Below are 23,868 nucleotides of genomic sequence, written 5' to 3'. Positions count from 1 at the left end.
CGCTCCATTGTTTGGATCAATGACTGGGGCGGGCATAGTCTCGTACCCGGCAGCGCGGCCCGCCAACCCTTCAAACCCTCGACACCAGAAACGGTGATTGTTCGTCATGCCCGCAGAACCTGCAGCTCCCCCTGCAGTCCGTAGCACCAGCGCCAGCACAACCTCCCCGACCGGCACCTCCTCCGCCACCGCCGTCGCCCCCACGCCGGATCCCGAACCCGAGATAGCCGGCCGACCGGCACCCGAGTCCAGCACCGCCGCCGGACCCACCGCACCCGGGATCGCCGACCGGCTCCCGCAGGGCCTGGTCGCCCTCAACAACAGCCAGTTCCGCATCTATGTCGCCGCCTTCCTGATCGGCAGCCTCGGTATGTGGGTGCAGCGGATCGCCGTCGACTGGCTGGTCCTGCAACTCACCGGAAGCGTCTCGGCCGTCGGCCTGTCGGTGTCGCTCCAGTTCGCGCCGGTGCTGGTCCTCGGCCTCTTCGGCGGTGCCCTCGTCGACCGCTTCGACCCCCGCAGACTGCTGCTGCTCAGCCAGTCCATGGTGGCCGCGATGGCCGCCGTGCTCGCCGTCCTGGTGCTCACCGACCGAGCCACCGTCTGGGCCAGTTACGGCCTCTCCCTCGGCCTCGGCCTGGCCGCGGTCGTCGAACAGCCCGGCCGCCTGGAGCTGGTCAACCGGCTCGTCGGCCGGGACGGGCTGCGCAGCGCGCTCGGGCTGAACGCCACCGCCTTCCAGTCCGCCGGCATCGCCGGTCCGCTGATCGCCGGCGGGCTGATCCACGGGGTCGGCCTGGGCTGGTGCTTCGCGGTGAACGCGGTGACCTGCCTGATCGTGGTGACCAGCCTGCTGCTGATCCGCACGCCCGACCGGACCAGACCCCGCGGCGCCGACGGTGCCCGCCGGGGCCGGCTCTCCGACGGCATCCGGACGGTGCTGAAGACCCCCGAGATCGGTTGGACCATCGCCCTGGTCGGGCTGGTCGGGGTGTTCGGCGCCAGCATGCCGGTGCTGCTCAGCTCGATGGCCAGCCGGGCCTTCGATGCCGGCGTCTCCGGTTACGGCCTGTGCACCGGCATGGTCGCCATCGGTGCCGTGCTGGGCGCCCAGCTGGCCGCCCGCCGCCGCCGGATCCTGCGGCTGCGTGAGCTCACCGCACTGACCGCCGGGCTCGGTGGCCTGCTCGCCCTCTCCTCGGCCACCCCGAGCCTTGGCATCTTCGCGGTCACCCTGGTCGCGTTCGGCATCGTCCAGCTGCAGTTCCTGCAGTCGGCGAACGCCCTGGTCCAGCTGACCGCGCCGGAGTGGGTACGCGGCCGGGTGATCAGCGTCTACGTGCTGGTGCTGATCGGCGGCCAGGCCCTCGGCGGTCTGCTCTCCGGCGCCCTGGTCGACGCCTGGGGCCCGCGTGGTGCGCTGCTGCTGAACGGTTCGATGATCGTCCTGCTCGCCGCGGGTTTCGCGATCCGGATGGCCTATGAGGCGCACCTGACGCTTCGGGTCCGCCGGGCGCGGGTGCCCCGGGTCCAGATCGTCCCCGCGTCCCGCTGGTGACCGCCCGCCTGGTCGGTGTGCTCACAGCTCACCGAGCAGGCCGGCGAACAGGTCCTCGGCGGACACGGTGAGGCCGCGCCGGACGAACCAGTCGGCCACGTTGATGCAGTCGCGGTGCAGCAGATCGAAGCCGTTCGGATTGGCGATCAGGTCGACCAGCTGGGGCACGTCGATGAGCACCAACCGCGGCCGCTCACCGCGGGCGATGAGGATGTTGTAGGCCGACAGGTCGCCGTGCACCAGGCCCGCGCGGGTCATCATCCGCATGGCCTCGGTGAGCTGCTGCCAGAGACCGGCGAGCTCGTCGGCGGTTCCGCGGTAACCGGCCAGCCGATCGGCCGCCTCACCGTCGTCGTCACAAATGAACTCCATCACGATCTCCAGGCCGTCGATCTGCACCGGATAGGGCACCGGGACGCCCAGCTGCCACAGCCGTTTCAAGGCGTCCCATTCGGCGTACGCCCACTGGTGGGCGTCCACCTTCCTGCCGTACTCGCTGCGCCTGGCGAGCGCCCGGGCATCACGGCTGTTGCGACCGCGTCGGCCCTCGGTGTAGGCGCTGTTGCGATGGAAGAGTCGATGCTCGGATCCGCGGTAGCGCTTCGCGACCAGGATCACCGAGCGGTCTGCGGTCGGATCAGCGGTGGCGGTCGCGCGTTCGAAGACGAAGCAATCCGCCTCCTTGCCGCTCTTGAGGCCGCCGAGGTCGGTGTCGATCGCCTCGGTGGTGATCACCCAGTCCGGGCGCGGTTGCGGACCGTGATTCAGTGGCGGGGTCGTGGTCCAGCTCGACCACCGTTGACCAGCGGGCAGTTCGTCGCCGTGGTCGATGTAGTGGAAGGGCTGGTCAGCTTCGGACCGTGGACCGGTCCCGGGAAACGGTTCTGACATGCGGGGGCTCCTGGAGTCGGAGTTGAGGTCGGGCAGGCGTCAGCCGAATGACAGCCATCACTCCTCCTCCCCCGCTGCCGCGGGCAGGCCCACGACACGAATCTCGACGGTGCGGTCCGAGCCTGCTCCGCCCGGGTCCGACCCGCAACCGATTTTCCGGGCGCGGGTCCCGATCCGATCGCCGACTAGAATCACCGGTATGGCGACCTGGGAGGATGGACCGGAGTACGCGCCGCGCGAGCGCCCGGCCGGTTTTGCCGCACCCGAGGTCGCCGCACTGGACATCGCCCCGCCCCGGCAGGAGTTGTCGGCCGGGGCACCGGCGCAGCGGCCGGTCTTCGAGCAGCGGCACCAGGTCTCCCCGCTCACCGAGCACCGCCCCGAGGTCGGTCCGCAGCGCGATCCGCAGCAGGCCTTCGAGGTGACCTCGAGTGTGATGACCGATTCCAGCGCCTCGGCCTGGGGAGCGGCGCACAGCGGGTTCACCGGCTCCAGCCAGCCCGACCCCGGATGGGCCCCGCCGAGCGGCCCCCCGGCCGGTACGCCCGCCGGGGGGCACCCGCTGCCGGCCACGCCGAGCGTGGTACCCGGCGTACCCCACCCCGCCGACGTGGCGGGCCCACCGGTCCACGATCCGCACCAGGCGTTCCATCTCACCGGTGGCCAGCGCCAGGGCCTGGACTTCCCACCGCCCGAGGGTGCGCCGGCCGGTCAACCCGGCCCCGAACAGCTCAGCGACTATCCCGCACCGGGCAGCCCCCAGTGGTTCGGCCCCGGCCCACAACCGGCACCCCGGCAACAACGGGTGAGCGTGAGCGGCGTGCTGGAGGGGGTCACCTTCCCGACCGCGGTGGCGCTGCTGATCGGCGGGTTGTGCGTGCTGGTCGACCTGTTCGGCTGGCTCTCCCCGCTCGCCTTCCTGACCGCCTTCCTCACCTCGGGCCGGATCGGATACCGCCGCGCCTGGGTGCGCTATCTCTTCCTGGCCGGTACCGCGGCCCTGGTGGTCACACTGGTCGTCGGCGTGCTGTCCAGTCTGGACAATCTGCTGCTCGCCTATGACCTGCTCAGCCAGCTGAGCGCGATCGTCTGCTGGGCGGTGCTGATCGCGCTGATCGCCCTGGTCGCCAAGGCACAGTCCCGCGGCGAACAGCCCGAGCAGCCGGACCGCGACCCCGACCCCGGCTGGGGCTGATGCGCAGCTTCAGCGACGCCCTGCGCTCGTTGGACGCCGAGCAGCTGAGCGGTCTGCTCGCCGCCCGGGACGACCTGCGGCTGCCCCCGCCGGCCGACCTCACCGAACTGGTCGCCCGGGCGACCACGACCTCCTCGGTGCACCGGGCCCTGGACGGGTTGAACCGCTTCCAGCTGGACTGCTGCGAGGCCCTCGCCGCCCTGCCGGACCCGACCACCACCGCCGACCTCGCGGCCCTGCTGGGGTCGCCCGACGAACCGGTGGTCGCCGCACTGGACCGGCTGCGTGAGCTCGCGCTGGTCTGGGGTCAGGGCGCCGAACTGCACCTGGTGCGGGCCGCCCGGCAGGCGTTCGAACCCCACCCCGGCGGGCTCGCGGCACCCAGCCCGCGACCGCTGACGGAGGCGACGATCGCCGCCGCCACCGCCGATCTGCCACCGGGGGCGGCCGCCGTCCTGGACCGGCTCGCCTGGGGTCCACCGACCGGCGCGGTGCGCAACGCCGACCGCCCGATCACCCACCCCGCAACCCCGGTCGAGCACCTGCTGGCCCGCGGGCTGCTGCGCCCGGCCGGACCGGACACCGTGCTGCTGCCGCGCGAGGTGGCGCTGACCTGGCGGGGCGGATTCCAACGCACCCCCGGCCACACCGCACCGGATCCGCTGCCGGCGGGGACCCGGCCGGCGCGGGTGGTCGCGCACGCCGCCGTCGGCGCGGCCTACGAGTTCTGCCACGACGTGGAGGCGGTGGTGGACGCGGTGGAGCGCCGCTCCCCGGCGCTGCTGCGGGCCGGCGGGATCGGCGTCCGCGAGCTCACCCAGATCGCCCGCGAGCTCGGCCTCGACCCGGCCCGCGCCGGTTTCGCACTCGAGGTGGCGTACGCCGCCGACCTGATCTCCACCGCCCCACCCGCGGCCCGGGTGACCACCGAGTTCGATCGCTGGCTGACGCTGCCGGTCGCGGAGCGGGTCACCGTGCTGCTGCGCCGCTGGTTGCAGACCCCCCGCTGGTACGCGGCAGCCCGCGCCGAGGGCGGCCATGCGCTCGGCGAGGAGGCCGAGGCCCGCTGGGCGCCCGGTGCCCGCGCCGCGGTGCTGGCCCGGTTGCCGGTCGGCTGCGCCCCGGACCCGGTGGCGCTGGCCGGGTTGCTGGACTGGGACCGGCCGGGCCTGGCCCGGGTGATCGGCGCAGCGGAGCTGGCCGCCGCCGTGCTCACCGAGGCCGCCTGGCTCGGGTTGACCGCGCTGGATCAGGTCAGCGGCCTGCTGCCGGTCGCCGGCGGCGCCGACCTGCCGACCGAGCTGCTCACCCTGTTCCCCGAACCGGTCACCGAGCTGCTGCTGCAGGCCGATCTGACCGCCGTCGCACCCGGCCCGCTGGAGCACCAGGTGGCGGCCGAGCTGCGGCTGCTGGCCGAGCAGGAGTCCCGCGGTGGCGGCGGGGTCTACCGCTTCACCGCCGAGTCGTTGCGCCGCGCCTTCGACGCCGGGTGGGACAGCGAACAGGTGCTGGACTGGCTGGCCCGGCACGGCAGCACCGCGGTACCGCAACCGCTGGCGTACCTGGTCGGTGACGTCGCCCGTCGGCACGGCACGGTCCGGGTCGGCACCGCCCGGGCGTACGTCCGGATCGACGACCCGGTCCGGATCGGTGCGGTGCTGGCCCATCCGGAGGCCGCCGCCCTCGGCGTACGCCAGGTCGGACCGCAGACACTGGTCGCCGACGCCGATCCCGACGAGGTGGTGCAGCTGCTCCGCGCGGTCGGGATGGCACCGGCCGCGGAGGATGCCCAGGGCGCGGTGCTGACCTCGCCGCCCAGGGCCCGGGCCGCCGGCTCCCGCCGGCCCGCCCCACCCACCGGTGGTGATCCCCGCGCGCTCGCCGAGCACCTGCTCTCCGGTGCCGCCGCGGCCCGGGAGCGCGGGATGCGCACCGAGCAGACCCTCGAGGTGCTGCGGCACGCGCTGACCACCCGGACCCCGGTCGAGGTCGACTACGTGGCGGCCGACGGCACCCGGACCAGCCGTACCCTGCTGCCGCTGGACCTCGGTTCGGGGATGGTCCGGCTGGTCGGTCCCGGAGCCGATCGCGCCGGGACCGGGGTGAGCCTGCCGCTGGCCCGGGTGACCGCGGCCCGGGTGCCCGGTGACGGTGGGAATCGGGGCCCGGAAAACGGGTGAAATCCCCACGGGACGCCCACCCCCCTCGGGTAGGCTTGGCGCGTGCGTCCGGAAGTCGTCCGCCGGATCGTTGCCGGCTACGCCATTGCCCTCGGGGTGCTGGCGCTGATCCTGGTGCCCAGACACCAGGGACCGGAGGCGGTCAGCGGTGCGAGCCGCCCGGTGGAGACCCAGTCCCCGTCCCCGACGCCCAGCCCGACCGCCGCGGCGACACCGGCCCAGACCCCGGCACCGGACCCGGTCACCACGGCCCCCGCCCGCGAGGCCACCCCGGCGCCGAGCCGGACCCATCGGACCGACCGGACGCCGGCACCGGACCCGAACCGCACCGTCGCCGCGCCGCCCACCGCGGCCGCCTCCCCGGTGGCGGCCCCGCCCCGGGGTGGCGACGCCCCGCCGGCCCGGCCGCGACCGGGCACCCAGACCACCGCACCAGGACCCGACGGACCACCAGGAGATTTCGAGATCATCAGCAGCACCAGCCTTTCCGAGTGCAACGGCGGCAATCTGTTCACCGTCGCATGGAGCCGCTCCGAGGGCGCGACCCGCTACACCGTGTACGCCAGCAACCAGGGCTCGGTGATCGTCGGCGGCACCTCGACCACGCTGGCCTGCCCGACCCGGGCCGGTTCGTTCACGGTCACGGTGATCGCCTACAACGACCGGATGCAGGGCACCAACGCGCCGACCGTCACCTACCACGAGCCCGAGCCGCTGGATGACCCGACACCGTCCCCCGGTTGGTACGAGACGGCCCCGCCGACCAGCAGCCCCACCCGGGACCTGGTGAACCGGGCACCCGCACCGTCGGCGAGCCCGACCAACTGATGCCGGGCCCACTGGTCGTCCAGTCCGATCGGACCCTGCTGCTCGAGGTGGACCACCCCGACGCGGAGGCGTGCCGGATCGCGATCGCGCCCTTCGCCGAGTTGGAGCGCGCCCCCGAACACATCCACACCTACCGGCTCACCCCGCTCGGGCTGTGGAACGCGCGCGCGGCCGGCCATGACGCCGAGCAGGTCGTGGACACCCTGATCACCTGGTCGCGGTATCCGGTGCCGAGCTCGCTGCTGGTCGATGTCGCCGACACGATGGGCCGCTACGGCCGGTTGCGGATCGAGAAGCATCCGACCCACGGCCTGGTGCTGGTCACCACCGACCGCCCGGTGCTCACCGAGGTGCTGCGCTCGGCCAAGGTGAAGGGGCTGGTCGGCGCCCGCATCGACGAGGACACCGTGGTGGTGCACCCCTCCGAACGCGGCCATCTCAAGCAGGTGCTGCTCAAGTTGGGCTGGCCCGCGGAGGATCTCGCCGGTTACGTGGACGGCGAGCGGCACACCATCGAACTCTCCGCCGGTGAGGACGCCGACTGGGAGCTGCGCCCCTATCAGCAGCTCGCCGCGGAATCCTTCTGGCACGGCGGTTCCGGGGTCGTGGTGCTGCCCTGCGGGGCCGGCAAGACGATCGTCGGTGCCGCCGCGATGGCGATGGCCGGCAGCACCACGCTGATCCTGGTCACCAACACCGTGTCCGCCCGGCAGTGGAAGGACGAGCTGCTGCGGCGTACCCATCTCACCGAGGACGAGATCGGCGAATATTCCGGTGCCCGCAAGGAGATCCGGCCGGTCACCATCGCGACCTACCAGGTGATCACCACCAAGCGCGGCGGCGTGCACCAGCACCTGGAGCTGTTCGATGCCCGCGACTGGGGGCTGGTGATCTATGACGAGGTGCACCTGCTGCCGGCGCCGGTCTTCCGGCGCACCGCCGATCTGCAGGCCCGCCGCCGGCTCGGGCTGACCGCGACGCTGGTCCGCGAGGACGGCCGGGAGGGCGATGTGTTCTCCCTGATCGGGCCGAAGCGGTTCGACGCCCCGTGGAAGGACATCGAGGCGCAGGGCTGGATCGCGCCCGCCGACTGCGTCGAGGTGCGGGTCACGCTGCCCGAGGCGGACCGGTTGGCGTACGCGATGGCCGATCCGGAGGCGCGCTATCGACTGGCCGCGACCGCGGAGGCGAAGACCGAGATCGTCGAGGAGCTGGTACGCCACCACCAGGGCGTCCCGCGGCTGGTGATCGGGCAGTACGTGGACCAGCTGGACGAGCTGGCCGAACGCCTGGGCGCCCCGCTGATCAAGGGTGAGACCACCACCCGGCAGCGCCAGCAGCTCTACGACCAGTTCCGCAGCGGCGAGATCGACCTGCTGGTGGTCTCCAAGGTGGCGAACTTCTCGGTCGACCTGCCCTCGGCACAGGTCGCGATCCAGGTCTCCGGTTCGTTCGGCTCCCGGCAGGAGGAGGCGCAGCGGCTCGGCCGGTTGCTGCGACCGAAGTCCGACGGGGTGACCGCCCGCTTCTACGCGGTGGTGGCCCGCGACACCGTGGACGCCGATTTCGCCCAGCACCGGCAGCGTTTCCTGGCCGAGCAGGGGTACGCCTACCGGATCATCGACGCCGAGGAACTGGACACCGTCGATTAGGAACCGGGCTCGGACTGACCGGGAGGCACGCTGGCGCCGACCCACATATCCTTCTCCGAGTGAGCAGGCAGCAACCCGACCCCGAGTCCGAGCTCCCCGAACCGGGACACCGACCGATGCCCGGTGACGATGACTACGTCGCCGAGCCCGAGCACACCCCTGGTCCGCCGCCGGCCCCCGCCGGGCGGGTGAAGAAGTTCCCGACCCCGGTCCTGGTGCTCGGCGCGGGGGTGTTGCTCGCCGCGCTGGTGGTGCTGTTCTTCTTCATCCGGATGCAGGTGACCCAGCCGACGGGTGACGTGGATGCCTCCCCGACCCCGACACTCACCCCGCGTACCGGGACGCCGGCACCGCTGCAGCACGGCTCGGTCGGGCAGCGGGTGACCGTCGAGGGGCTCTACGGCAAGGGCACGATCATGGTGGCCGCGGCCGAATGGTCCGACAAGGGCGACCTGCCCCCGGGTGAGGGCAAGCAGTATCTGAATCTGAAGCTGCGCTACGACTGCACCGAGGGCACGATGCTCACCTCGCCGAACTACTACGCGGTCTACGACACCAGCAAGAACGAGTATCTGCCGGGGATCGGTGCCGGCAAGGACCCGCTCGGTGACAACGAGTTGAAGGCCGGCCAGTCCAAGGAGGGCTGGGTCTCGGTGGAGATGCCGCCCGGTCCGGCGCTGCTGGTGATCAGCGATGAGGGGATCAACGGGCTGATCGTCACCGAGATCCCCAAGCCCTGAGGCGTACGCCATCCCAGGACCGCGTCAGGCCCCTATTCACGTCTTATGTCGACATATATATTTCCTTCATGACTGATGTGCCGGACGGAGTCGATCCGCGGGAATGGCATTACGGAGAGTTCTACGGGCACCGGGAGACCTCGGGCCCCTGCCTGATGGTCTGGGGCAATTGCCAGGCCGAGGCCCTGCGCGTACTGCTGGATCCGCTCGTCGGGGATCAGTGGTCCACGGTACGGATCCCGGCGGTGCACGAGCTGACCGAGGACGACCTGCCGCATCTGGAGCGCACCCTGGCGAAGACCACCGCGCTGATCGCCCAGCCGGTCCGCGATGACTACCGCGACCTGCCGCTGGGCAGCGCGCAGGTGGCCGAACGCACCAACGATGCGCGGGTGGTCCGGATCCCGGCGCTGTTCTGGGCGCCGCTGCACCCGTTCCAGGTGCTGGTCCGCGGTGAGGCGGGTGACCCGCCCGGGGTGCCCTACCACGATCTGCGGGTGCTGACCGGCGCGCCGCTGGACCACCGACCGCCGGCGGGCGCGGTGCGTACCATCGCCGACGAGTCGCGCGAGGAGCTGAAGCGCCGCCAGGACAAGGACGAGACCCTGCTGGCCGACGATCTGCTCACCGAGGCCGATACCGCGGCGACCAATGTGATCAACCATCCGGGCAATCCGGTGCTGATCGGACTCGCCGGCCGGATCGCCGAGGAGCTGGGACTGTCGGGCTCGGTCGCCGACCCCGGCCGGGAACTGCTGGGCGGCCTGCTGGCCCCGATCCCCGACTGGGTGGTCGACGAACTGTCGCTGAACGGCGAGGCGCGGACCGGGTGGACGATCGACGGCCGCCAGGTCAGCGAGGAGGAGCTCGCCGAGACCCAGCGGGCCTGGTACGCCGACCATCCGGAGATGATCGAGGCCGGGTTGAAGCGGCATGCGCAGACGCTGACCACGCTGGGACTGCCGAACTGACTCAGATCCGGGCCAGTTTCGCCGGGTTGGACATGATGCAGACGCGGGCGATCCGGTCGCCGCGCAGCACCAGCCAGCCGACCCGGCGTACCCCCTTGCTGTTCGCGGTCACACCCGGACGGCCGTTCACCGTCAGCGGTGCGACGATGCTGGCCAGCGACGTGCCGACCAGGAACCGGGCGCACTTCTCGGGGCCGAGGATCACGTTGCGGGCCGCCGACACCACGCCACCGCCGTCGGTCCACACCTGGGCGTCGTCGGTGAGCAGGGCGGCCACCTGTGCCACCTCACCGGATGCGAGCGCCTCGGCGAGCCGGGTTAGCGCCTCGGTCTCCGCAGCGACGCTCGATTCCAGGTCGGGCACCTGGAGCCGCCGCCGGGCGCGGCTGACGTGCTGGCGGGCGGTCGCCTCGGCGACACCGAGGACCAGCCCGATCTCGGCATAGGACATCGCGTACGCCTCGCGCAGCACGAAGGCCGCGCGCTCGGCGCCCTTCAGCTGTTCGCAGAGGGCCAGCAGCCCGAGACGCAGGGTCTGCTGCTGCACAACGGATTCCTCGGGCAGCAGGGCGGTGTCGATGGGCTCGGGCAGCCATGGCCCGACATAGGCCTCGCGCTGCCGGGCCCGCAACCGGTCGATGGCCAGCCGGGTGGTCACGGTGGTCAACCAGGCGGCGGGTTCGCGCGGCGGGTCGGCGGCCAGCAGGCGGGCGTACGCCTCGGCGACGGCTTCCTCGGCGTCGGCCCAGACGCCGGTGAGCCGGTAGGCCAGGCCGGTCAGCCGGCGGCGTTCGCCAAGGTGTTCAAGATCGTCGCTCACGGCTTGAGCGTCGCCGGGTCCATCCGGGTGCTGATCGCGAGCCGATTCCACACGTTGATGGTGGCGATCGTCAGCAGCAGGTGTCCAGTGCCGGCCTCACCGAAGGTCGCCTGCACCCGGTCGTAGAGCTCATCGGGCACCGATTCCTCACCGTGGATGCGGGTCACCGCGTCGGTGAACTCCAGCGCCAGCTGCTCGGCCGGGGTGAACAGCTCGCGGTGCTGCGGCCAGTCGGCGACCGCATCGAGGCGTTCGGCGGTCTCGCCGCGCTTCGTCGCGTCGCGGCGGTGCATCGCGATGCAGTAGCGGCAGTCGTTCAGCAGCGAGGCGCGCAGCACCACCAGCTCCTTGAGGCCGGCGTCCATGCCGCGGCGGTTGTATGCCTCCATGCCGAGCACGGCGGCGATGCCGAGCTTGTTGGTCTTGTGGATGTTGATCCGATTGGTCATGCCCCTGTGACGGAGCCGCCCCGATTTTCGTGACAGCGATCTCGTGAGGGGGCGGCTCCGTCAGGGGTTGAGGTCACTCCTTGCGGGAGATCTCCGCGACCACGTCACCGGTCTGGGAGTTGCTCAGCTCGCGGGCCAGATCGGCCTGGCTGATCACGCCGACCACCTTGTTGTTCTCCATCACCGGCAGGCGGCGGACCTGGTTCTGCGCGAGCGCGTTGATCACCGCGGCCTCGTCGTCGTCGGCCTCGACCACCACGACGGTCTCGGTGAGCACGTCGGCGACGGTGCCGCGCTCGGGGTCAACGCCCTCGGCGAGCCCGCGTACCACCAGATCGCGGTCGGTGAGGACACCGGCGAGGATGCCGTTGTCGTCCACCACCGGCATCGAGCCGACATCGTTCTTCGCCAGCGCCTGGGCGGCGGTCACCACCGAATCGGTCGGGGCGAGGGTCTGGGCGGGGCTGGTCATCAGTTCGCGTGCGGTGGACATCGTGTGGCTCACTTCCTGTCGCGTAACGGTTTGGCGGTAACGCTAGCGCCTCACCCGCGGTCTGTCTCCGGTTCACACCGCCAGCGTCGACTCGTCGGTCTCCCGGCCGAGTTCGTGCACCCAGCCCTCGGGTTCGTCGGCCCAGCCGATCAGCTCCAGCAGGTAGCGCGGCCAGATCCAGGCGGTGGTGGTACGCAGCTCGGCGAGCGGCCACCAGCGGTGCGACTGCAGGGTGATCTTCTCGTCCTCGGTGAAGCCGGCGGTGTCCACCACGAACCGCGGCACCCGGACCAGATAGAAGTCCTCGGTCTGCTCCAGCACCTGATCCGAATAGCCGTGCACCGCCAATCGGCGGCTGATCGGCCCGATCAGCTGGTGCTCGGTGATCTGCAACCCGGTCTCCTCGGCGACCTCGCGGACCGCGGCCCGGGCGGCGGTCTCACCGGGATCGATGCCGCCACCGGGCACCACCCACCAGGTGATGCCGGGATAACCCGGATCGGAGTCCTCGAAGAGCAGCACCTCGTCCCCGGCCTGCACCACCACCCGGACGGCGCTGCGTTGCTTGTGCGGGCGCTGTTCGGGCGGGAGTGGCTGATAGCGGGTGGCCTGCTCGGCGGGCTGCGGGTCGCTCACCCGCCTCAGACTACGACGGCGAAGGATTCGACACCGGCAGCCGGGCAGGTCTAGAGTGCTGCGTCTTCCCCGGATCCCGATCCCGCTCCCATCGCCCACCGCGATGTCGGCACGCTGCCACGTGCCGAACGGATGGAAGCAGCAGCGATGCCCGATCCCCACTCTCCCGACCCCGAGCTGACCGCCGAGCGGGACCACCTGGCGCACTCCCGGGCCACCCTGCACCGGATGCGGGAAGCCGCCGAATCCCTGCACAACAAGAGGATCCAGGGCGGCAATGAGGTGTCCAGCCAGATCCTTGCGGAGTCCCTGTGGCGTCGGATGCGGTCCCTGGAGGACGACCCGGAGGTGCCGCTGTTCTTCGGCCGGCTCGACTACGACCGGACGCTCGGCGCGGAGCTGGACGAGCGGCTCTACGTGGGCCGCCGGCATGTCGTCGGCGAGGCCGGTGGGGAGCCGTTGGTGATCGACTGGCGCGCGGTGATGGCCCTGCCCTTCTATCGGGCGCGGCCCGGTGAACCGATGGGGGTACGCCTGCGGCGCCGCTTCGGTTTCGACCACGGTGAGCTGACCGCACTCGAGGACGAGGAGCTGACGACACCGCACGGGGATGAGCACAGCGGGATCCTGGAGTCGGAGATCGAGCGGCCCCGTACCGGGCCGATGCGCGACATCGTCGCCACCATCCAACCGGAGCAGGATGTGCTGGTGCGGACCGAGCTCGGCCGCTCGTTGTGCATCCAGGGCGCCCCGGGGACCGGGAAGACCGCGGTCGGCCTGCACCGGGCGGCGTACCTGCTCTATTCGTTCCGCAACCAGCTGTCCCGCTCCGGGGTGCTGGTGGTCGGGCCGAACGACTCCTTCCTGGGTTACATCGGTGACGTGCTGCCCGCGCTCGGTGAGATCGATGCCCGCTCCGAAACCCTGGAATCGCTGCTGGAGAAGGAGACCGGGCATCCGGTGCGGGCCGAGGACCCGGCCGAGGTCGCGATCCTCAAGGGTGATCCGCGGCTGGCCGAGGTGCTGCACCGGGCGATCTGGGGCCAGCTCCGGGAGCCGACCAGCACCCTGGTGGTGCCGCGTGGGGCGCACCAGTGGCGGGTGCCGGCGTACCGGGCGGAGGAGGCCATGGCCGCACTGCGGGCCCGCGGGGTCCGGTACCAGGCGGGTCGGGAACTGCTGCCGATCCGGTTGGCGCATCAGGTGCTGCTGCGGATGGAGGCGGCCGGCGACTCCCCCGACGACCGGGTGCAGAACGCGGTGGCGAAGAGCCGGCCGGTGAAGGCGTACTGCGCGGAGATCTGGCCGGAGGTGAAGGCCGATCAGCTGGTGCTGCGGCTGCTCACCGATGCGGAGTTCCGGGCCGAGGCCTGCACCGGGATCCTCACCGAGGACGAGCAATCCCTGCTGCGGTTGGGGAAACCGGCCCGGACCCCGAAATCGGCGAAGTTCTCGCTGGCGGATCTGGTGCTCATCGACGAGGCCCGGGACCTGCTGGAGCGCACCGGCAGCCTCGGCCATGTGATCGTCGACGAGGCCCAGGACCTGTCGCCGATGCAGCTCCGCGCGGTCGGCCGACGGGTGAGCACCGGGTCGGTGACCGTGCTCGGTGACCTGGCCCAGGCGACCACGCCGTGGGCGAGCCGCTCCTGGCCGGAATCCCTGCGCCATCTGGGCAAGGCCGATGCCGAGCTGACCGAGCTGGTCGCCGGCTTCCGGGTGCCCGGTGCGGTGATCGACTATGCCGCGCGGTTGCTGCCGACGATCGCACCGGGGCTCACTCCCCCGCACTCGGTTCGCCGCGGCCGCGGCGAGCTGGAGCTGCGGGCAGTGGATCCGCTGGGCGGACTGCCGGGCGCGGTCGGCGAGCTGGACGAGCGCGAGGGCACGATCGGGGTGATCCTGCCCGATGTGCTGGTTCGGGATGCTCGTCGGGTGCTGGAGGACGCCGGCATCACCTACCAGCTGCTCGGCGCCGACGACGGCTTCGTCTCCCATGTGCAGCTTGCCCCGGCGAGCCTGGCGAAGGGTCTGGAGTTCGACCACGTGGTGCTGCTGGAGCCGGCCGGCATCGTCGCCGGGGAGGCCGATCGCCGCACCGGGTTGCGACGGCTCTACGTCTGCCTGACCCGCGCGGTCACCTCGCTGATCGTGCTGCACGCCGAGGATCTGCCCACCGAACTCGGCACGGCACCGGTCATGGCCGGATCATCGCCATCTTCGTGACGGTGAACTCCTCCATCGCCCAGCGCGGCCCCTCCCGGCCGATGCCGGAATCCTTGACCCCGCCGTAGGGCATCACGTCGGAGCGGAAGCCGGGGATCTCGTTGACCACCACCCCGCCGACCTGCAACCGGTCCAGCACGTCGAAGGCGGTCGCCAACGAGGCGGTGTAGACCGATCCCTGCAGGCCGTAGCGGGAGTCGTTGGCGATCTCGATGGCCTCGTCGATGTCGGCGACCTCGGTGACGCAGACCACCGGGCCGAACACCTCCTCCCGCCACAGGTCGGCATCGCGCGGTACGTCGGCGACCAGGGTGGGGCGGAAGGCACCGTCACCGGGCGTACCGTCCTCGCCGGCGAGCACCCGGGCACCCCGGTCGACCGCGTCGCGCAACCAGCCGGCGATCCGGTCCCGGCTGCGCTGATCGATCACCGGCGCGACCCGGGTGGCGGCGTCCCGGGGGTCGCCGACGACCACCTCGGGAAGCCGTTTCTGCAATCGGGACAGGAAATCCTCGGCCACCTCGCGGTGCACGAGCAGCCGCTGCACCGAGATGCAGGCCTGCCCATTGGCATAGAAGCCACCCCGGATCACCGCATCGACGGCGCGATCCAGGTCGGCATCGGCGGCCACGATCAGTGCGGTGTTCGAGCCCAGTTCGAGCAGCGCCTTGCGCGGGGCGGCGTTCCTGGCGATCAGGTGCCCGACGGCGGCGGAGCCGGTGAAGGAGACGACGGCGGCCCGGGGATCGGTGACCAGCGCGTCACCCACCTCGACGCCGCCGGTGACCAGCTGGCAGGCGGCCTCCGGCAATCCGTTGGCGGCCAGCTGTTCCCGGGTCTGCTGGACCAGCCAGAGGGTCGCCAGCGGGGTCTGCGGCGCCGGCTTGCAGATCACCGGGCAGCCGGCGCCGACCGCGGGCGCGACCTTGTGCGAGGCCAGCAGCAGCGGGTAGTTGAAGCCCGCGATCCCGACGACGACCCCGGCCGGTCTGCGTTGGAAGTAGCCGATCATCCCCGCACCGGGGGGTTGCAGATCCAGCGGCACGGTCTCGCCGACCAGATGGCCGACCTCCTCGGCGGCGGCCTCCCAGGTGGACAGGGTGCGAGCGACCTCGACCCTGCAGTCGATCAGCGGCTTGCCGGTCTCCAGCACCAGCAGGGATTCCAGCTCCTCGGCGTGCTCCCGGATCGCATTCGCGACGCCGAGCAGCACGGCGCGGCGCTGGCCGACGGTCGCCGACTCCATCGCCCGGCGTACGCCCTCGGCGGCGGTGAGTGCCTGCTCGGCCTGGGCCACCGCGCCCACCGGTGCCTCGGTCACGGTGCTGCCGTCGTAGGGGAAGACCACCGTCGCCGTCTCAGCGGTGGCGACCCACTCGTCACCGATCGGCAATCCCGCGGGCAGGGAGTCGAGGAGTTCGCTCATGCCGGGAGAGTAGACCCCGCTCACCCCTGCTGGCGACAGCTGCGCCAATAGTGGTCACCCCGGCGGATCGCGGCGAGGATGGCGGCCTCCGGCTCGTGCCAGCGGTGCAGCACCTGCTGGTAGCTGATCCGGATCACCAGATAGCCGAGCGCGATCAGCTGCTGGTCGCGTTCCCGGTCGCGCTCGTATCCGGCGCCCCGGGAGTGGTGCTCGTAGCTGTCCACCTCGATGATCAACCGCTCCCCGATCAGGAAGTCCACTCGGCCGATCAACCCGATCCGGACCTGGGGGCGCACCTCGATCCGTCGCGCGCGCAGGCGGAGCCGGACCATGGTCTCGGTGCCGGATTCGGCGGGGGCGAGCCGACTCAGGGCGCGGCGGACCCGCCGCGGTTCGTTGGCGAGCAGCTGCTCGAGCTCGGCCCGGGTGGCGCGCCGCAGGTTGAGCGCCGAGTCGAGCAGCACGATCAGCTCTTCCTCGCTCCGGCAGCGGGCGGCGCAGCGCAGGGCCATGCCCAGGTTGTCGACCGACCGCTGCACCAAGGGCCGCGGACCGGTCGGCCAGCAGTCGACGAGGCCCGTGGGCAGCGGCTCGGTGATCGCAGTCGTCCGGCGGCAGTGCACCTCGGCGGTCGGCGGGGTCCACAGGCCGTGCAGGTCGAGGGCGCTGACGCAGGTCAGGGCACCGCCGGCCGTGACCGCCCGGAGCATCCGTTGGTCCACCCAGTGGGGTGTGCGGTACCAGCCGCGGCGGACCGGGCTGAGCACGCCCCGGCGGACCAGGTCCTGGCTGTCGGGGAAGCCGATACCGAGCTGGCGGAGCTGGTGGACCGAGACGATGCCGTGGTTGGCGGCCAGCAGGCGATGGATGTCCATGCCGGCACCATGGGGCGGCTGGCCCGGAATCGTGCGCTCGCACCCGGCGACCTGTGGACAACCCGCCGTCGGTGCTGGGGCTGTGGACAGCGACCCGCAGGAATGATCATGGAATATTCGACCCCTCATCTGAAGTATCCGAATATAAGTGCGGATATTCCATGATCATTCCTGATCGGCGGTCCAGTCGGGCTGTGGCAGCCGCTCCTCCAGCCAGCGCAGCAGGCCGACGACCAGATCGTCGCGGGCGATCCCGGCGGCGACCTGGAGGCCGATCCACCGGCCGTCGTCGGCCCGGCCCGCGTTGATCGTGCCGGCGGGCTGGCCGGACATGTTGTAGGGAACGGTGAAGGAGACGTGCTGCATCGGCAGCTCGGGGTCGGCCTGCGGCATCGGCTGCTCGGCACCGAAGGCGAGCACCGGGGCGACCGGTGACAGCACCACGTCGTACGCCCCGGAGGTCGCGCGGGTGGCCCGGGCCAGGGCCGCGAACTGCTGATAGTTGCGCACCGTCACCGGTCCGTCGAAGCGATCCCCGCCGGCACACCAGGCCCGAATGTAGGGCAGCACCAGCTCCTGCTCGGCCTCGCTGCGGTCCCGCAGGTCGGCCAGCGAGCGGGCCCGCCAGAACCCGTCGATCCCCGCCACCATCTCCTCGGTGACGAACGGCTCCACCCGCTCCACCCTGGCTCCGGCCGCGCGCAACACATCCGCCGCATTCTCCACCGCAGCGGTGATCACGGGATCCACCGGCAGCCCGTAACCCGGATCGAGCTGCACCCCGACGCGCAGCCCGGCCGGATCCACGACGAGTCGCCAGTCCATCCCCGGATAGCCGCGGGTGCTGTAGTCACGGGCATCGGGCACGGCGAGCACCGACATCAGGGTCGCGATGTCATCGACCCGACGACCGAGCGGACCGGCGGCCCGCCCCAGATACGGCACGTCCAGCGGGATCAGGCCTTCGCTCGGTTTCAGCGAGGCGAGCCCGTGCCAGGTCGCGGGCAGGCGTACCGAACCTCCGATGTCGGTGCCGACGTGCCAGGGCCCGAACCCGGCCGCGGCCGCGGTGCCGGCCCCGGCACTGGAACCACCGGTGGTCAGCGCCGGATCCCAGGCATTGCGGGAAATCCCGTGCCGGCTGGAAACCCCGGAGCTGAGCATCCCCCAGTCCGGCATCACGGTGGCACCGAGGATGACACAGCCGGCCTCCTCGAGCCGGTCGGTGATCGGCGCGTTCGCGGCGGCGGTCGGCGGGTCGGGCAACGCGGTGCCCGAGGGGATCAGCCAACCGGCGCGGGCGATGTTCTCCTTGATCGTGACCGGTACCCCGTCCCAGCGGGACAGCGGCCGGCCCGCGCGGCGGCGTGCGGTGGCCGCGGCGGCCTCGGCGCGTACCCGGTCGGTGTCGTGGATCCAGAACGCGTTCAGCACCGGTTCGCGTTCGGCGATCCGGGCCAGCACGGCCTCGGCGACCTCGCTCGGGTCGGTCTCCCCCGCGCTGTACGCCCCAGCCAGGTCGGCCGCGCCGCGCTGCCACAGTTCAGGCACGGTGCTCCTGGCGGGTGATCACGGAGTCGATCAGGCTGCGCCAGCCGTGCACCAGGTCGGCGTCGACGTAGGCCTTGAGCGAGGACTGCGGGCGGACCGCGGTGTCGATGTGGAAGGCGCGTACGCCGGCGCGCGCCAGCCATGGCACGTGTTCGGGTTGCAGTCCGCCGCCGGCGAGGATCAGCCGGGCCACCTGCGGGTCGGCCCCGGCGCGGGTGATCACCTCGTCCAGGCCGTGCTCGATGTCGCGGGCGGAGCCGGCGGTGAGCACCTGGTCGAGCCGCGGCAGTCCGCGCAGTGCGCGCCAGGCGCGGTCGGTGTCCAGGGCCTGGTCGATGGCGCGGTCGAAGGTCCAGGGCCAGTCCCCCTCCTCGAGCAGCGCGCCGAGCACCTCGGTGTCCACTTCGCTGTGTCCGTTGAGAAATCCGAGTACCAGCCCGTCGGCACCGGCATCGACATAGGCGGCGGCCAGACCACGCAACCGGGTGAACTCCCCGCCGTCGGTGCCGAAGCCGGCGCGCAGCCGGAGCAGCACCCGCAGCTGGATGCTGGTGGCGTCGCGCACCTTCTCGATCAGCGCAGGCTCCGGGGCGTACCCGTCGTCGTCCAGCGACCCCACCACGACGACCCGGTCGGCCCCGCCCTCCTCCGCCCGTTGGGCGTCGGCCGGGTGCAGGGCGAGCACTTCGAGCAGCCCTCTCATGACCTCAGTGTGCCGCAGGCGCTGGACACATTCCGGCAACGACGGACGTGTCCCGGTGCAGTTTTCACCCGACCGGTCCTAGGTTGGGTTCATGGTGGGCAGGCGCACCGTATGCGCGATCGGATTGGGTGCCGGGCTGGCGGCCGCGGGCTGCACTCCGAAGGCACCGGCCGCCAGGGAGCAGCTCCGCGCCGCCGCCCCGACGCCCGCGCGGCGCACCTCGTCGGATCCCGACACCAATCGCATCCTGACCGAGATCGGCGGGACGATCGCCCAGCTCACCATCTATTCGGACCGGATCTATGTGACCACAGAGGATGGGCGTGAGCTGCTGAGCAGCGGTGGAGCCTTCGCCCCCGTCAAGGATCCGCAGATTCCGCCGCTGTCCCAGGATCCCCTCTCGGCCGATGCCTTCCTGGTCGCGGCCGTACGCCGGATCGTGGATGCCAACGGGGGCGATTTCGGTGCAGTCTTCCGCTCCGAGGACCAGGTGCTGCTGGAGGTGAAGCAGGGCATGTTTCCCATGGACGAGACCGTGCGTTGCGCACTCCCGCCGGACAAGGAGGTCCCCGCCTACGGCTACCAGGAGGAACAGGGGCTGACCGATGGGCTCGCCGAACTGCGTGCGGTGCAGCGCACGGAGACCTATGCGCTCGGCCTGCGCCACGACGCCAAGGAGGGCACGGCGGTCGTGCTGCACGGGCGATCCGAGCAACAGGATCAGGAGTGGTTGCGTGACCAGTTCCGCCCGTTGACCCGCGGGGAACTCTTCACCCCCCGCAGCACCGAGCCACTCGATCCGGCCATGGTGACGACCCAGAGCCTGATGCGCCTCGCCGGTTCCCTCGTCGATCGCAGCGGAACTGGCGAACTCAACGGGATGGAGCTGCTCGTGCTGTCCCGCAACGGGAAACCGAGGATCGAGTTCACCGCGACCGACGAGGACGGCCTCAGCCTGGTCGGCGATGCCGACCTCAGCGGGCGGATCACCAGGACGCAGTAGGTTCGGTCATGGTGGGGCGACGCGCGGTGTGCGGGATCGGGCTGGGGCTCGGTCTGGCGGCTGCGGGGTGTACGCCGACGAGTCGGCTCCGGGTGGATCCGGCCCCGGTCTCGGCCACCCCGCTGCAACGGCGTACCTCCGAGGACCCCGATACCAACCGCATCCTCACCGAGATCGGCAACGACGTCCTGCAGCTGACGGTCTATCCCGATCGGGTCTATGTGACCACCGTCGATCGTCGCAACCTGGTGAGCAGTGGTGGGCCGTTCGCGATCGCACCCGACGCGCCCGTTCCCGACATGTTTCGATCGATCCGAGCAGCGCCGTTTCCGGCGGACGCATTCCTCGTCGGTCGAGCGCGCGAGTTGTTGCAAAGCACCGGGGGCAGCCTGGGCACCATCGGCCAACCCTACGGTCAGCTCATCCTTGACATCATGCAGGGCGATTTTCCCAACCAGAGAAGGATTCGGTGCGCGGTCGCACCGGGGCGAGAGATACCCGCATACGACTTCTGGACCGAGCAGGGCGTCGCCGACGGACTCGCCGAACTATCGGCCTTGCGACCACAGGCCACCTATTCGATCGGGTTGTTTCGACTGTCCCGGCAAGAGGCATCGATGGGCCTGAGGGGCCGGATGGCCGACCAGGACCGGATCTGGGGCCGGGATCAGTATCGTCCGCTGGTGGGTTCACGTCTGGGCGGTGAACCCTTCCCCGAGAGTTTCGATCCAGCCGTGGTGAACAGCCGGGGCCTGCTCCGAGTCTCCGACGAACTTCTCCGCCGCAGCGGTCGAGAGGTTTCCACCAGTGTCGACGCCGTATCCCGCAACGGCACCCCGGTGCTGGAGATCTACGCCGGCAGCGACGACGGGCCACGCCTCACCGGTACCGCCGATCTCGACGGGCGGATCCTCGAACTGCGGTAGCCACGGTCAGAGACCAGCGGCCGATTGTCCCGGGCCGGCGGATGGTCGATAGTCGAGGCATGTTGTCGCCGAGGTATGCCATCGCCGCGCTCCGGGTGTGCCTGGTCGTGCTGTTCGCGATCCTGCTCGTCTTCCAGTTCTTCTCCCTGCCCGGCGGGATCGCATACCAGACCTCGCAGAACCCGAACGATGCGAAGCTGCGCTGGCCGCTGACCGCCATCGCGGTCTTCCTGGTGCTGTGCGCCCAGGTGGCACTGGTCGCGACCTGGCAACTGCTGGCGCTGATCAGCCGGGACCGGATCTTCACCCATTCCTCGGTGAAGTGGGTCGATGCGATCGTCGTTGCCATCGCCGCCGCCTGGTTGGTGGTGGTCGGCATGCTGGTCGTCGTCGGAGTGAACGCCGACGATCCCGGGATGCCGATGCTGCTGATCCTCATCACCGCCGTCATCACCGTGCTCTGGCTGCTGATGGTGGTCCTGCGGGGGCTGTTGCTGCAGGCCACCACCCTGCGATCGCAACTCGAGGCGGCCGGCTGACGGGTCAGGCCCGCCCCGAAACGCTTTCGGGGCTCACGCTCATCGAGTAGTCGGCCCTGCGCAGCGAAGCGGAGCAGGGCCGACGTGTCGAGATGAGTTCGGTACGGAACGGGTTCGTCTCGACACGGGCGCTGCGCGCCCTGCTCGACGAACGGAAGGGCGCGCTCAGCCTGCGGATTCCTCGACGGCACGGAAGACCCGGGCGATGTTCCCCGAACCGAGCGCGACCAGCTCGTCGCGGCTCCACCCGCGATCGGCGAGCGCGGCCATCAACTCCTGATAGTGCGAGACGTCGGGCAGTTCCGGCGGCAGCAGGGTCGTGCCGTCATAGTCACCACCGATGCCGACGTGTTCGATCCCGGCCACCTCACGGACGTGCTCGATGTGACGCACCACATCGGTAAGATGTGCCGGATTCCCTTCACCGGCAAGGAATTTGGTGACGAAGGTGACCATGCACACTCCCCCGCCGGCGGCCATCCGCTGCAGCACGTCGTCGGGTGCGTTGCGGGGATGGTCCTGCACGGCCCGGGCGCACGAGTGGCTGAAGATCACCGGCGCCGTCGACACGTCGAGGGCGTCGCGCATCGTGGTCGGCGCGGTGTGCGAGAGGTCGACCATCATGCCGAGCCGGTTCATCTCGGCGACCACCTCGCGGCCGAAGTCGGTCAGCCCGCCGTGCCGCGGCTCATCGGTGCCGGAGTCGGCCCATTCGTTGTTCTGGTTGTGGGTCAGAGTCAGATAGCGCACGCCGAGCCGGTGCAGGGTACGCAGGCAGCCCAGCGAGTTGTCGATGCTGTGCCCACCCTCGGCGCCCAGCAGGGACCCGATCGGTGCGTCCGGGCCGGCGGCCAGCACGGCGTCCAGTTCGTCGGCGGTGGTGACCAGCCGCAGATCGCCGGCATACCGCTCGACCATCTGGTGCACCGCGTCGATCTGCTCGCAGGTGTCGGCGAAGAAATCCCCTGTGCCAACGGGATCCTCGCCCTTCACCCCGGGCACGAAGACCGACCAGAACTGGGCGCGTACGCCACCGGTGCGCAGCCGCGGCAGGTCGGTCTGCAGCGCGGGTTGGTCGACGGCGATGTCGCAGGCGTCGAAGTCGTAACGACAGTGCTTGCGCATCGCCCAGGGCAGATCGTTGTGTCCGTCGACGATGGGGATCGGGGTGGTCATGCGCCCGACTCTACTGTCAGTGCAGGATTTCCGAGCCGACTTTCTCCACCGCCCGGCCGTGCCGGCGCAGGGTGACCTTCTGCACCATCATCGTGGCCACTCCGGCGATCAGCAGCCCGGCGACATTGATGCCGAGCTGGAGCAGCGATCCGGTGATCTCGCTGACCACCCCGAGCGCCAGGGCCACCGCCAGGTTGCCGGCGGCGGGCACCGTGGTCACCGAGATGAACACCCCGACCAGGGCATTGGATTTCGCCGAGGTCATCGCCAGCGCACCGGCGGTACCGGCCAGGATCGCGACCACGAAGGACCACCAGTCGGGGTGCCAGATGAACGCCGTCAGCGGCCGCGGTCGCAGCAGATCCGCCGGTGTGATCGCCCCGGTCAGCCGGGCGACCAGCGCGACCGCCACCACGAGCACGATGCTGAGCGCGAATCCGCGCAGCAGGGTGACCGTGGCGCGGCCCGCCAGCTTCGGCCGGCCGAGCGCGATCCCGGCGCAGATGGCGGCCACCACGCCGTAGTCGGGGCCGACGACCATCGCGCCGACCACGATGATCGGCGCGTCGGTGAGCACGGCCACCGCGGCCAATGCGGTGGCCAGCACCAGGAAGGCGTAGAAGGACCAACTGGCTCGCGAGGAGCTCTCCGCCTGCTGCAGCACGACATCCCAGATGACCCCGTCGTCGGGCTCGCCATGGGCGTTGTGCTCCAGTTGGATCGCGGCCGCGAACGGCGTGGCGCTCGGTTCGCTGACGCAGATCCCGCCGACCTGGTCGAGGCCGAGGTCGTCCAGGCTGGCCAAGATGTCATCGGCGGCCTCGCGCGCCACATCGGCCTCGATCAGGTCGCCCGGCGGATCGACCGAGGCACCCGGTTGCACGGTGACATTGGTGGTGCGGCGGTCATCCACCAGGAGGTCGCGCACATCGGTGCTCAACTCGGCGGGCACCACGAGCCGCAGATGAACCAGCATGGGTCCATCGTGCCCGAAACGCGGCGGAGGCGGCCCCCGTTCGGGGACCGCCTC

Annotated in this window: 22 protein-coding genes; 11 read left to right on the top strand and 11 right to left on the bottom strand. The window is 71.0% G+C overall.

Going from position 1 to position 23,868, the window contains the following annotated elements:
* Window positions 1–106 precede the first annotated feature (106 nt).
* On the top strand, window positions 107–1,558 hold the full coding sequence (locus C8D81_RS19320; protein ID WP_094355670.1) for an MFS transporter: 1,452 nt from the start codon (window positions 107–109) through the stop codon (window positions 1,556–1,558).
* 21 nt (window positions 1,559–1,579) lie between these two features.
* Here C8D81_RS19320 and C8D81_RS19315 read toward each other — a convergent pair whose 3' ends face one another.
* Window positions 1,580–2,449 (bottom strand): serine protein kinase RIO, encoded by an 870-nt coding sequence (locus C8D81_RS19315; RefSeq protein ID WP_094403548.1) that lies wholly within the window; start codon window positions 2,447–2,449, stop codon window positions 1,580–1,582.
* Window positions 2,450–2,648: 199 nt separating this feature from the next.
* On the opposite strand from C8D81_RS19315, the gene C8D81_RS19310 reads away from it, so the two are divergent.
* The 6 genes from C8D81_RS19310 to C8D81_RS19285 all read left to right on the top strand — a co-directional run bounded on the left by C8D81_RS19310 (window position 2,649) and on the right by C8D81_RS19285 (window position 10,015).
* Complete coding sequence (locus C8D81_RS19310; RefSeq protein ID WP_094433278.1) at window positions 2,649–3,644, top strand: hypothetical protein; 996 nt, start codon at window positions 2,649–2,651, stop codon at window positions 3,642–3,644.
* Entirely contained in the window at window positions 3,644–5,824 is a 2,181-nt protein-coding gene (locus tag C8D81_RS19305) for a helicase-associated domain-containing protein (RefSeq protein ID WP_094433276.1), read from the top strand. Before C8D81_RS19310 ends, C8D81_RS19305 begins: the two co-directional genes overlap by 1 nt.
* A gap of 42 nt (window positions 5,825–5,866) precedes the next feature.
* Window positions 5,867–6,652, top strand: a complete 786-nt coding sequence (locus C8D81_RS19300; RefSeq protein ID WP_133626638.1) for a hypothetical protein — start codon at window positions 5,867–5,869, stop codon at window positions 6,650–6,652.
* Window positions 6,652–8,304 (top strand): DNA repair helicase XPB, encoded by a 1,653-nt coding sequence (locus tag C8D81_RS19295; RefSeq protein ID WP_208109405.1) that lies wholly within the window; start codon window positions 6,652–6,654, stop codon window positions 8,302–8,304. Before C8D81_RS19300 ends, C8D81_RS19295 begins: the two co-directional genes overlap by 1 nt.
* A gap of 59 nt (window positions 8,305–8,363) precedes the next feature.
* On the top strand, window positions 8,364–9,044 hold the full coding sequence (locus tag C8D81_RS19290; RefSeq protein WP_133626637.1) for a hypothetical protein: 681 nt from the start codon (window positions 8,364–8,366) through the stop codon (window positions 9,042–9,044).
* A 68-nt stretch (window positions 9,045–9,112) separates the two neighbouring features.
* Window positions 9,113–10,015 carry a WcbI family polysaccharide biosynthesis putative acetyltransferase gene (locus tag C8D81_RS19285; RefSeq protein ID WP_133626636.1) on the top strand — a complete coding sequence of 301 codons (903 nt, stop codon included), beginning with the start codon at window positions 9,113–9,115 and terminating at the stop codon, window positions 10,013–10,015.
* Window position 10,016: 1 nt separating this feature from the next.
* Here C8D81_RS19285 and C8D81_RS19280 read toward each other — a convergent pair whose 3' ends face one another.
* The 4 genes from C8D81_RS19280 to C8D81_RS19265 form a co-directional block, all read right to left on the bottom strand.
* Complete coding sequence (locus tag C8D81_RS19280) at window positions 10,017–10,835, bottom strand: sigma-70 family RNA polymerase sigma factor (protein WP_094433270.1); 819 nt, start codon at window positions 10,833–10,835, stop codon at window positions 10,017–10,019.
* Window positions 10,832–11,284, bottom strand: a complete 453-nt coding sequence (locus C8D81_RS19275) for a carboxymuconolactone decarboxylase family protein (protein WP_094433268.1) — start codon at window positions 11,282–11,284, stop codon at window positions 10,832–10,834. Before C8D81_RS19275 ends, C8D81_RS19280 begins: the two co-directional genes overlap by 4 nt.
* A gap of 73 nt (window positions 11,285–11,357) precedes the next feature.
* Window positions 11,358–11,777 (bottom strand): CBS domain-containing protein, encoded by a 420-nt coding sequence (locus tag C8D81_RS19270; protein ID WP_094433266.1) that lies wholly within the window; start codon window positions 11,775–11,777, stop codon window positions 11,358–11,360.
* Between the two features lie 72 nt (window positions 11,778–11,849).
* Window positions 11,850–12,413: an NUDIX hydrolase gene (locus C8D81_RS19265; RefSeq protein ID WP_229119711.1), complete on the bottom strand. Its 564-nt coding sequence runs from the start codon at window positions 12,411–12,413 to the stop codon at window positions 11,850–11,852.
* Window positions 12,414–12,560: 147 nt separating this feature from the next.
* On the opposite strand from C8D81_RS19265, the gene C8D81_RS19260 reads away from it, so the two are divergent.
* Complete coding sequence (locus C8D81_RS19260) at window positions 12,561–14,639, top strand: HelD family protein (protein ID WP_094433264.1); 2,079 nt, start codon at window positions 12,561–12,563, stop codon at window positions 14,637–14,639.
* On the opposite strand, the gene C8D81_RS19255 is transcribed toward C8D81_RS19260, so the two are convergent.
* From C8D81_RS19255 to C8D81_RS19240, 4 genes are all read right to left on the bottom strand, one after another.
* Entirely contained in the window at window positions 14,611–16,065 is a 1,455-nt protein-coding gene (locus C8D81_RS19255) for an aldehyde dehydrogenase family protein (protein ID WP_133626635.1), read from the bottom strand. The two genes, C8D81_RS19260 and C8D81_RS19255, sit on opposite strands and share 29 nt — an antisense overlap.
* A gap of 20 nt (window positions 16,066–16,085) precedes the next feature.
* Window positions 16,086–16,940 carry a DUF559 domain-containing protein gene (locus C8D81_RS19250; protein ID WP_166646905.1) on the bottom strand — a complete coding sequence of 285 codons (855 nt, stop codon included), beginning with the start codon at window positions 16,938–16,940 and terminating at the stop codon, window positions 16,086–16,088.
* A gap of 165 nt (window positions 16,941–17,105) precedes the next feature.
* Window positions 17,106–18,491, bottom strand: coding sequence for an amidase (locus C8D81_RS19245; RefSeq protein WP_094433258.1), 1,386 nt, complete (start codon window positions 18,489–18,491; stop codon window positions 17,106–17,108).
* On the bottom strand, window positions 18,484–19,194 hold the full coding sequence (locus C8D81_RS19240; protein WP_094433256.1) for a copper homeostasis protein CutC: 711 nt from the start codon (window positions 19,192–19,194) through the stop codon (window positions 18,484–18,486). The genes C8D81_RS19245 and C8D81_RS19240 overlap by 8 nt, the downstream gene beginning before the upstream one ends.
* Window positions 19,195–19,285: 91 nt before the next feature.
* Between C8D81_RS19240 and C8D81_RS19235 the strand changes: the two genes are divergently transcribed.
* The 3 genes from C8D81_RS19235 (at window position 19,286) to C8D81_RS19225 (ending at window position 21,662) form a co-directional block, all read left to right on the top strand.
* On the top strand, window positions 19,286–20,197 hold the full coding sequence (locus C8D81_RS19235) for a hypothetical protein (protein WP_094433253.1): 912 nt from the start codon (window positions 19,286–19,288) through the stop codon (window positions 20,195–20,197).
* 221 nt (window positions 20,198–20,418) lie between these two features.
* On the top strand, window positions 20,419–21,123 hold the full coding sequence (locus tag C8D81_RS19230; protein ID WP_133626633.1) for a hypothetical protein: 705 nt from the start codon (window positions 20,419–20,421) through the stop codon (window positions 21,121–21,123).
* A gap of 59 nt (window positions 21,124–21,182) precedes the next feature.
* On the top strand, window positions 21,183–21,662 hold the full coding sequence (locus C8D81_RS19225) for a DUF2975 domain-containing protein (protein WP_094433248.1): 480 nt from the start codon (window positions 21,183–21,185) through the stop codon (window positions 21,660–21,662).
* A 165-nt stretch (window positions 21,663–21,827) separates the two neighbouring features.
* Here the strand turns inward: C8D81_RS19225 and C8D81_RS19220 are convergent, their stop codons facing one another.
* Window positions 21,828–22,838, bottom strand: coding sequence for a dipeptidase (locus tag C8D81_RS19220; RefSeq protein ID WP_094433246.1), 1,011 nt, complete (start codon window positions 22,836–22,838; stop codon window positions 21,828–21,830).
* A gap of 16 nt (window positions 22,839–22,854) precedes the next feature.
* A complete protein-coding gene (locus C8D81_RS19215; protein ID WP_094433244.1) occupies window positions 22,855–23,814 on the bottom strand; it encodes a DUF389 domain-containing protein in 960 nt (319 codons plus the stop codon).
* Window positions 23,815–23,868 lie beyond the last annotated feature (54 nt).

This window comes from Enemella evansiae, from assembly GCF_004362375.1.
GTDB lineage: Bacteria > Actinomycetota > Actinomycetes > Propionibacteriales > Propionibacteriaceae > Enemella > Enemella evansiae.
The sequence above is the reverse complement of the archived record's forward strand: the minus strand, read 5'-3'. Positions and strand labels throughout refer to the sequence as shown.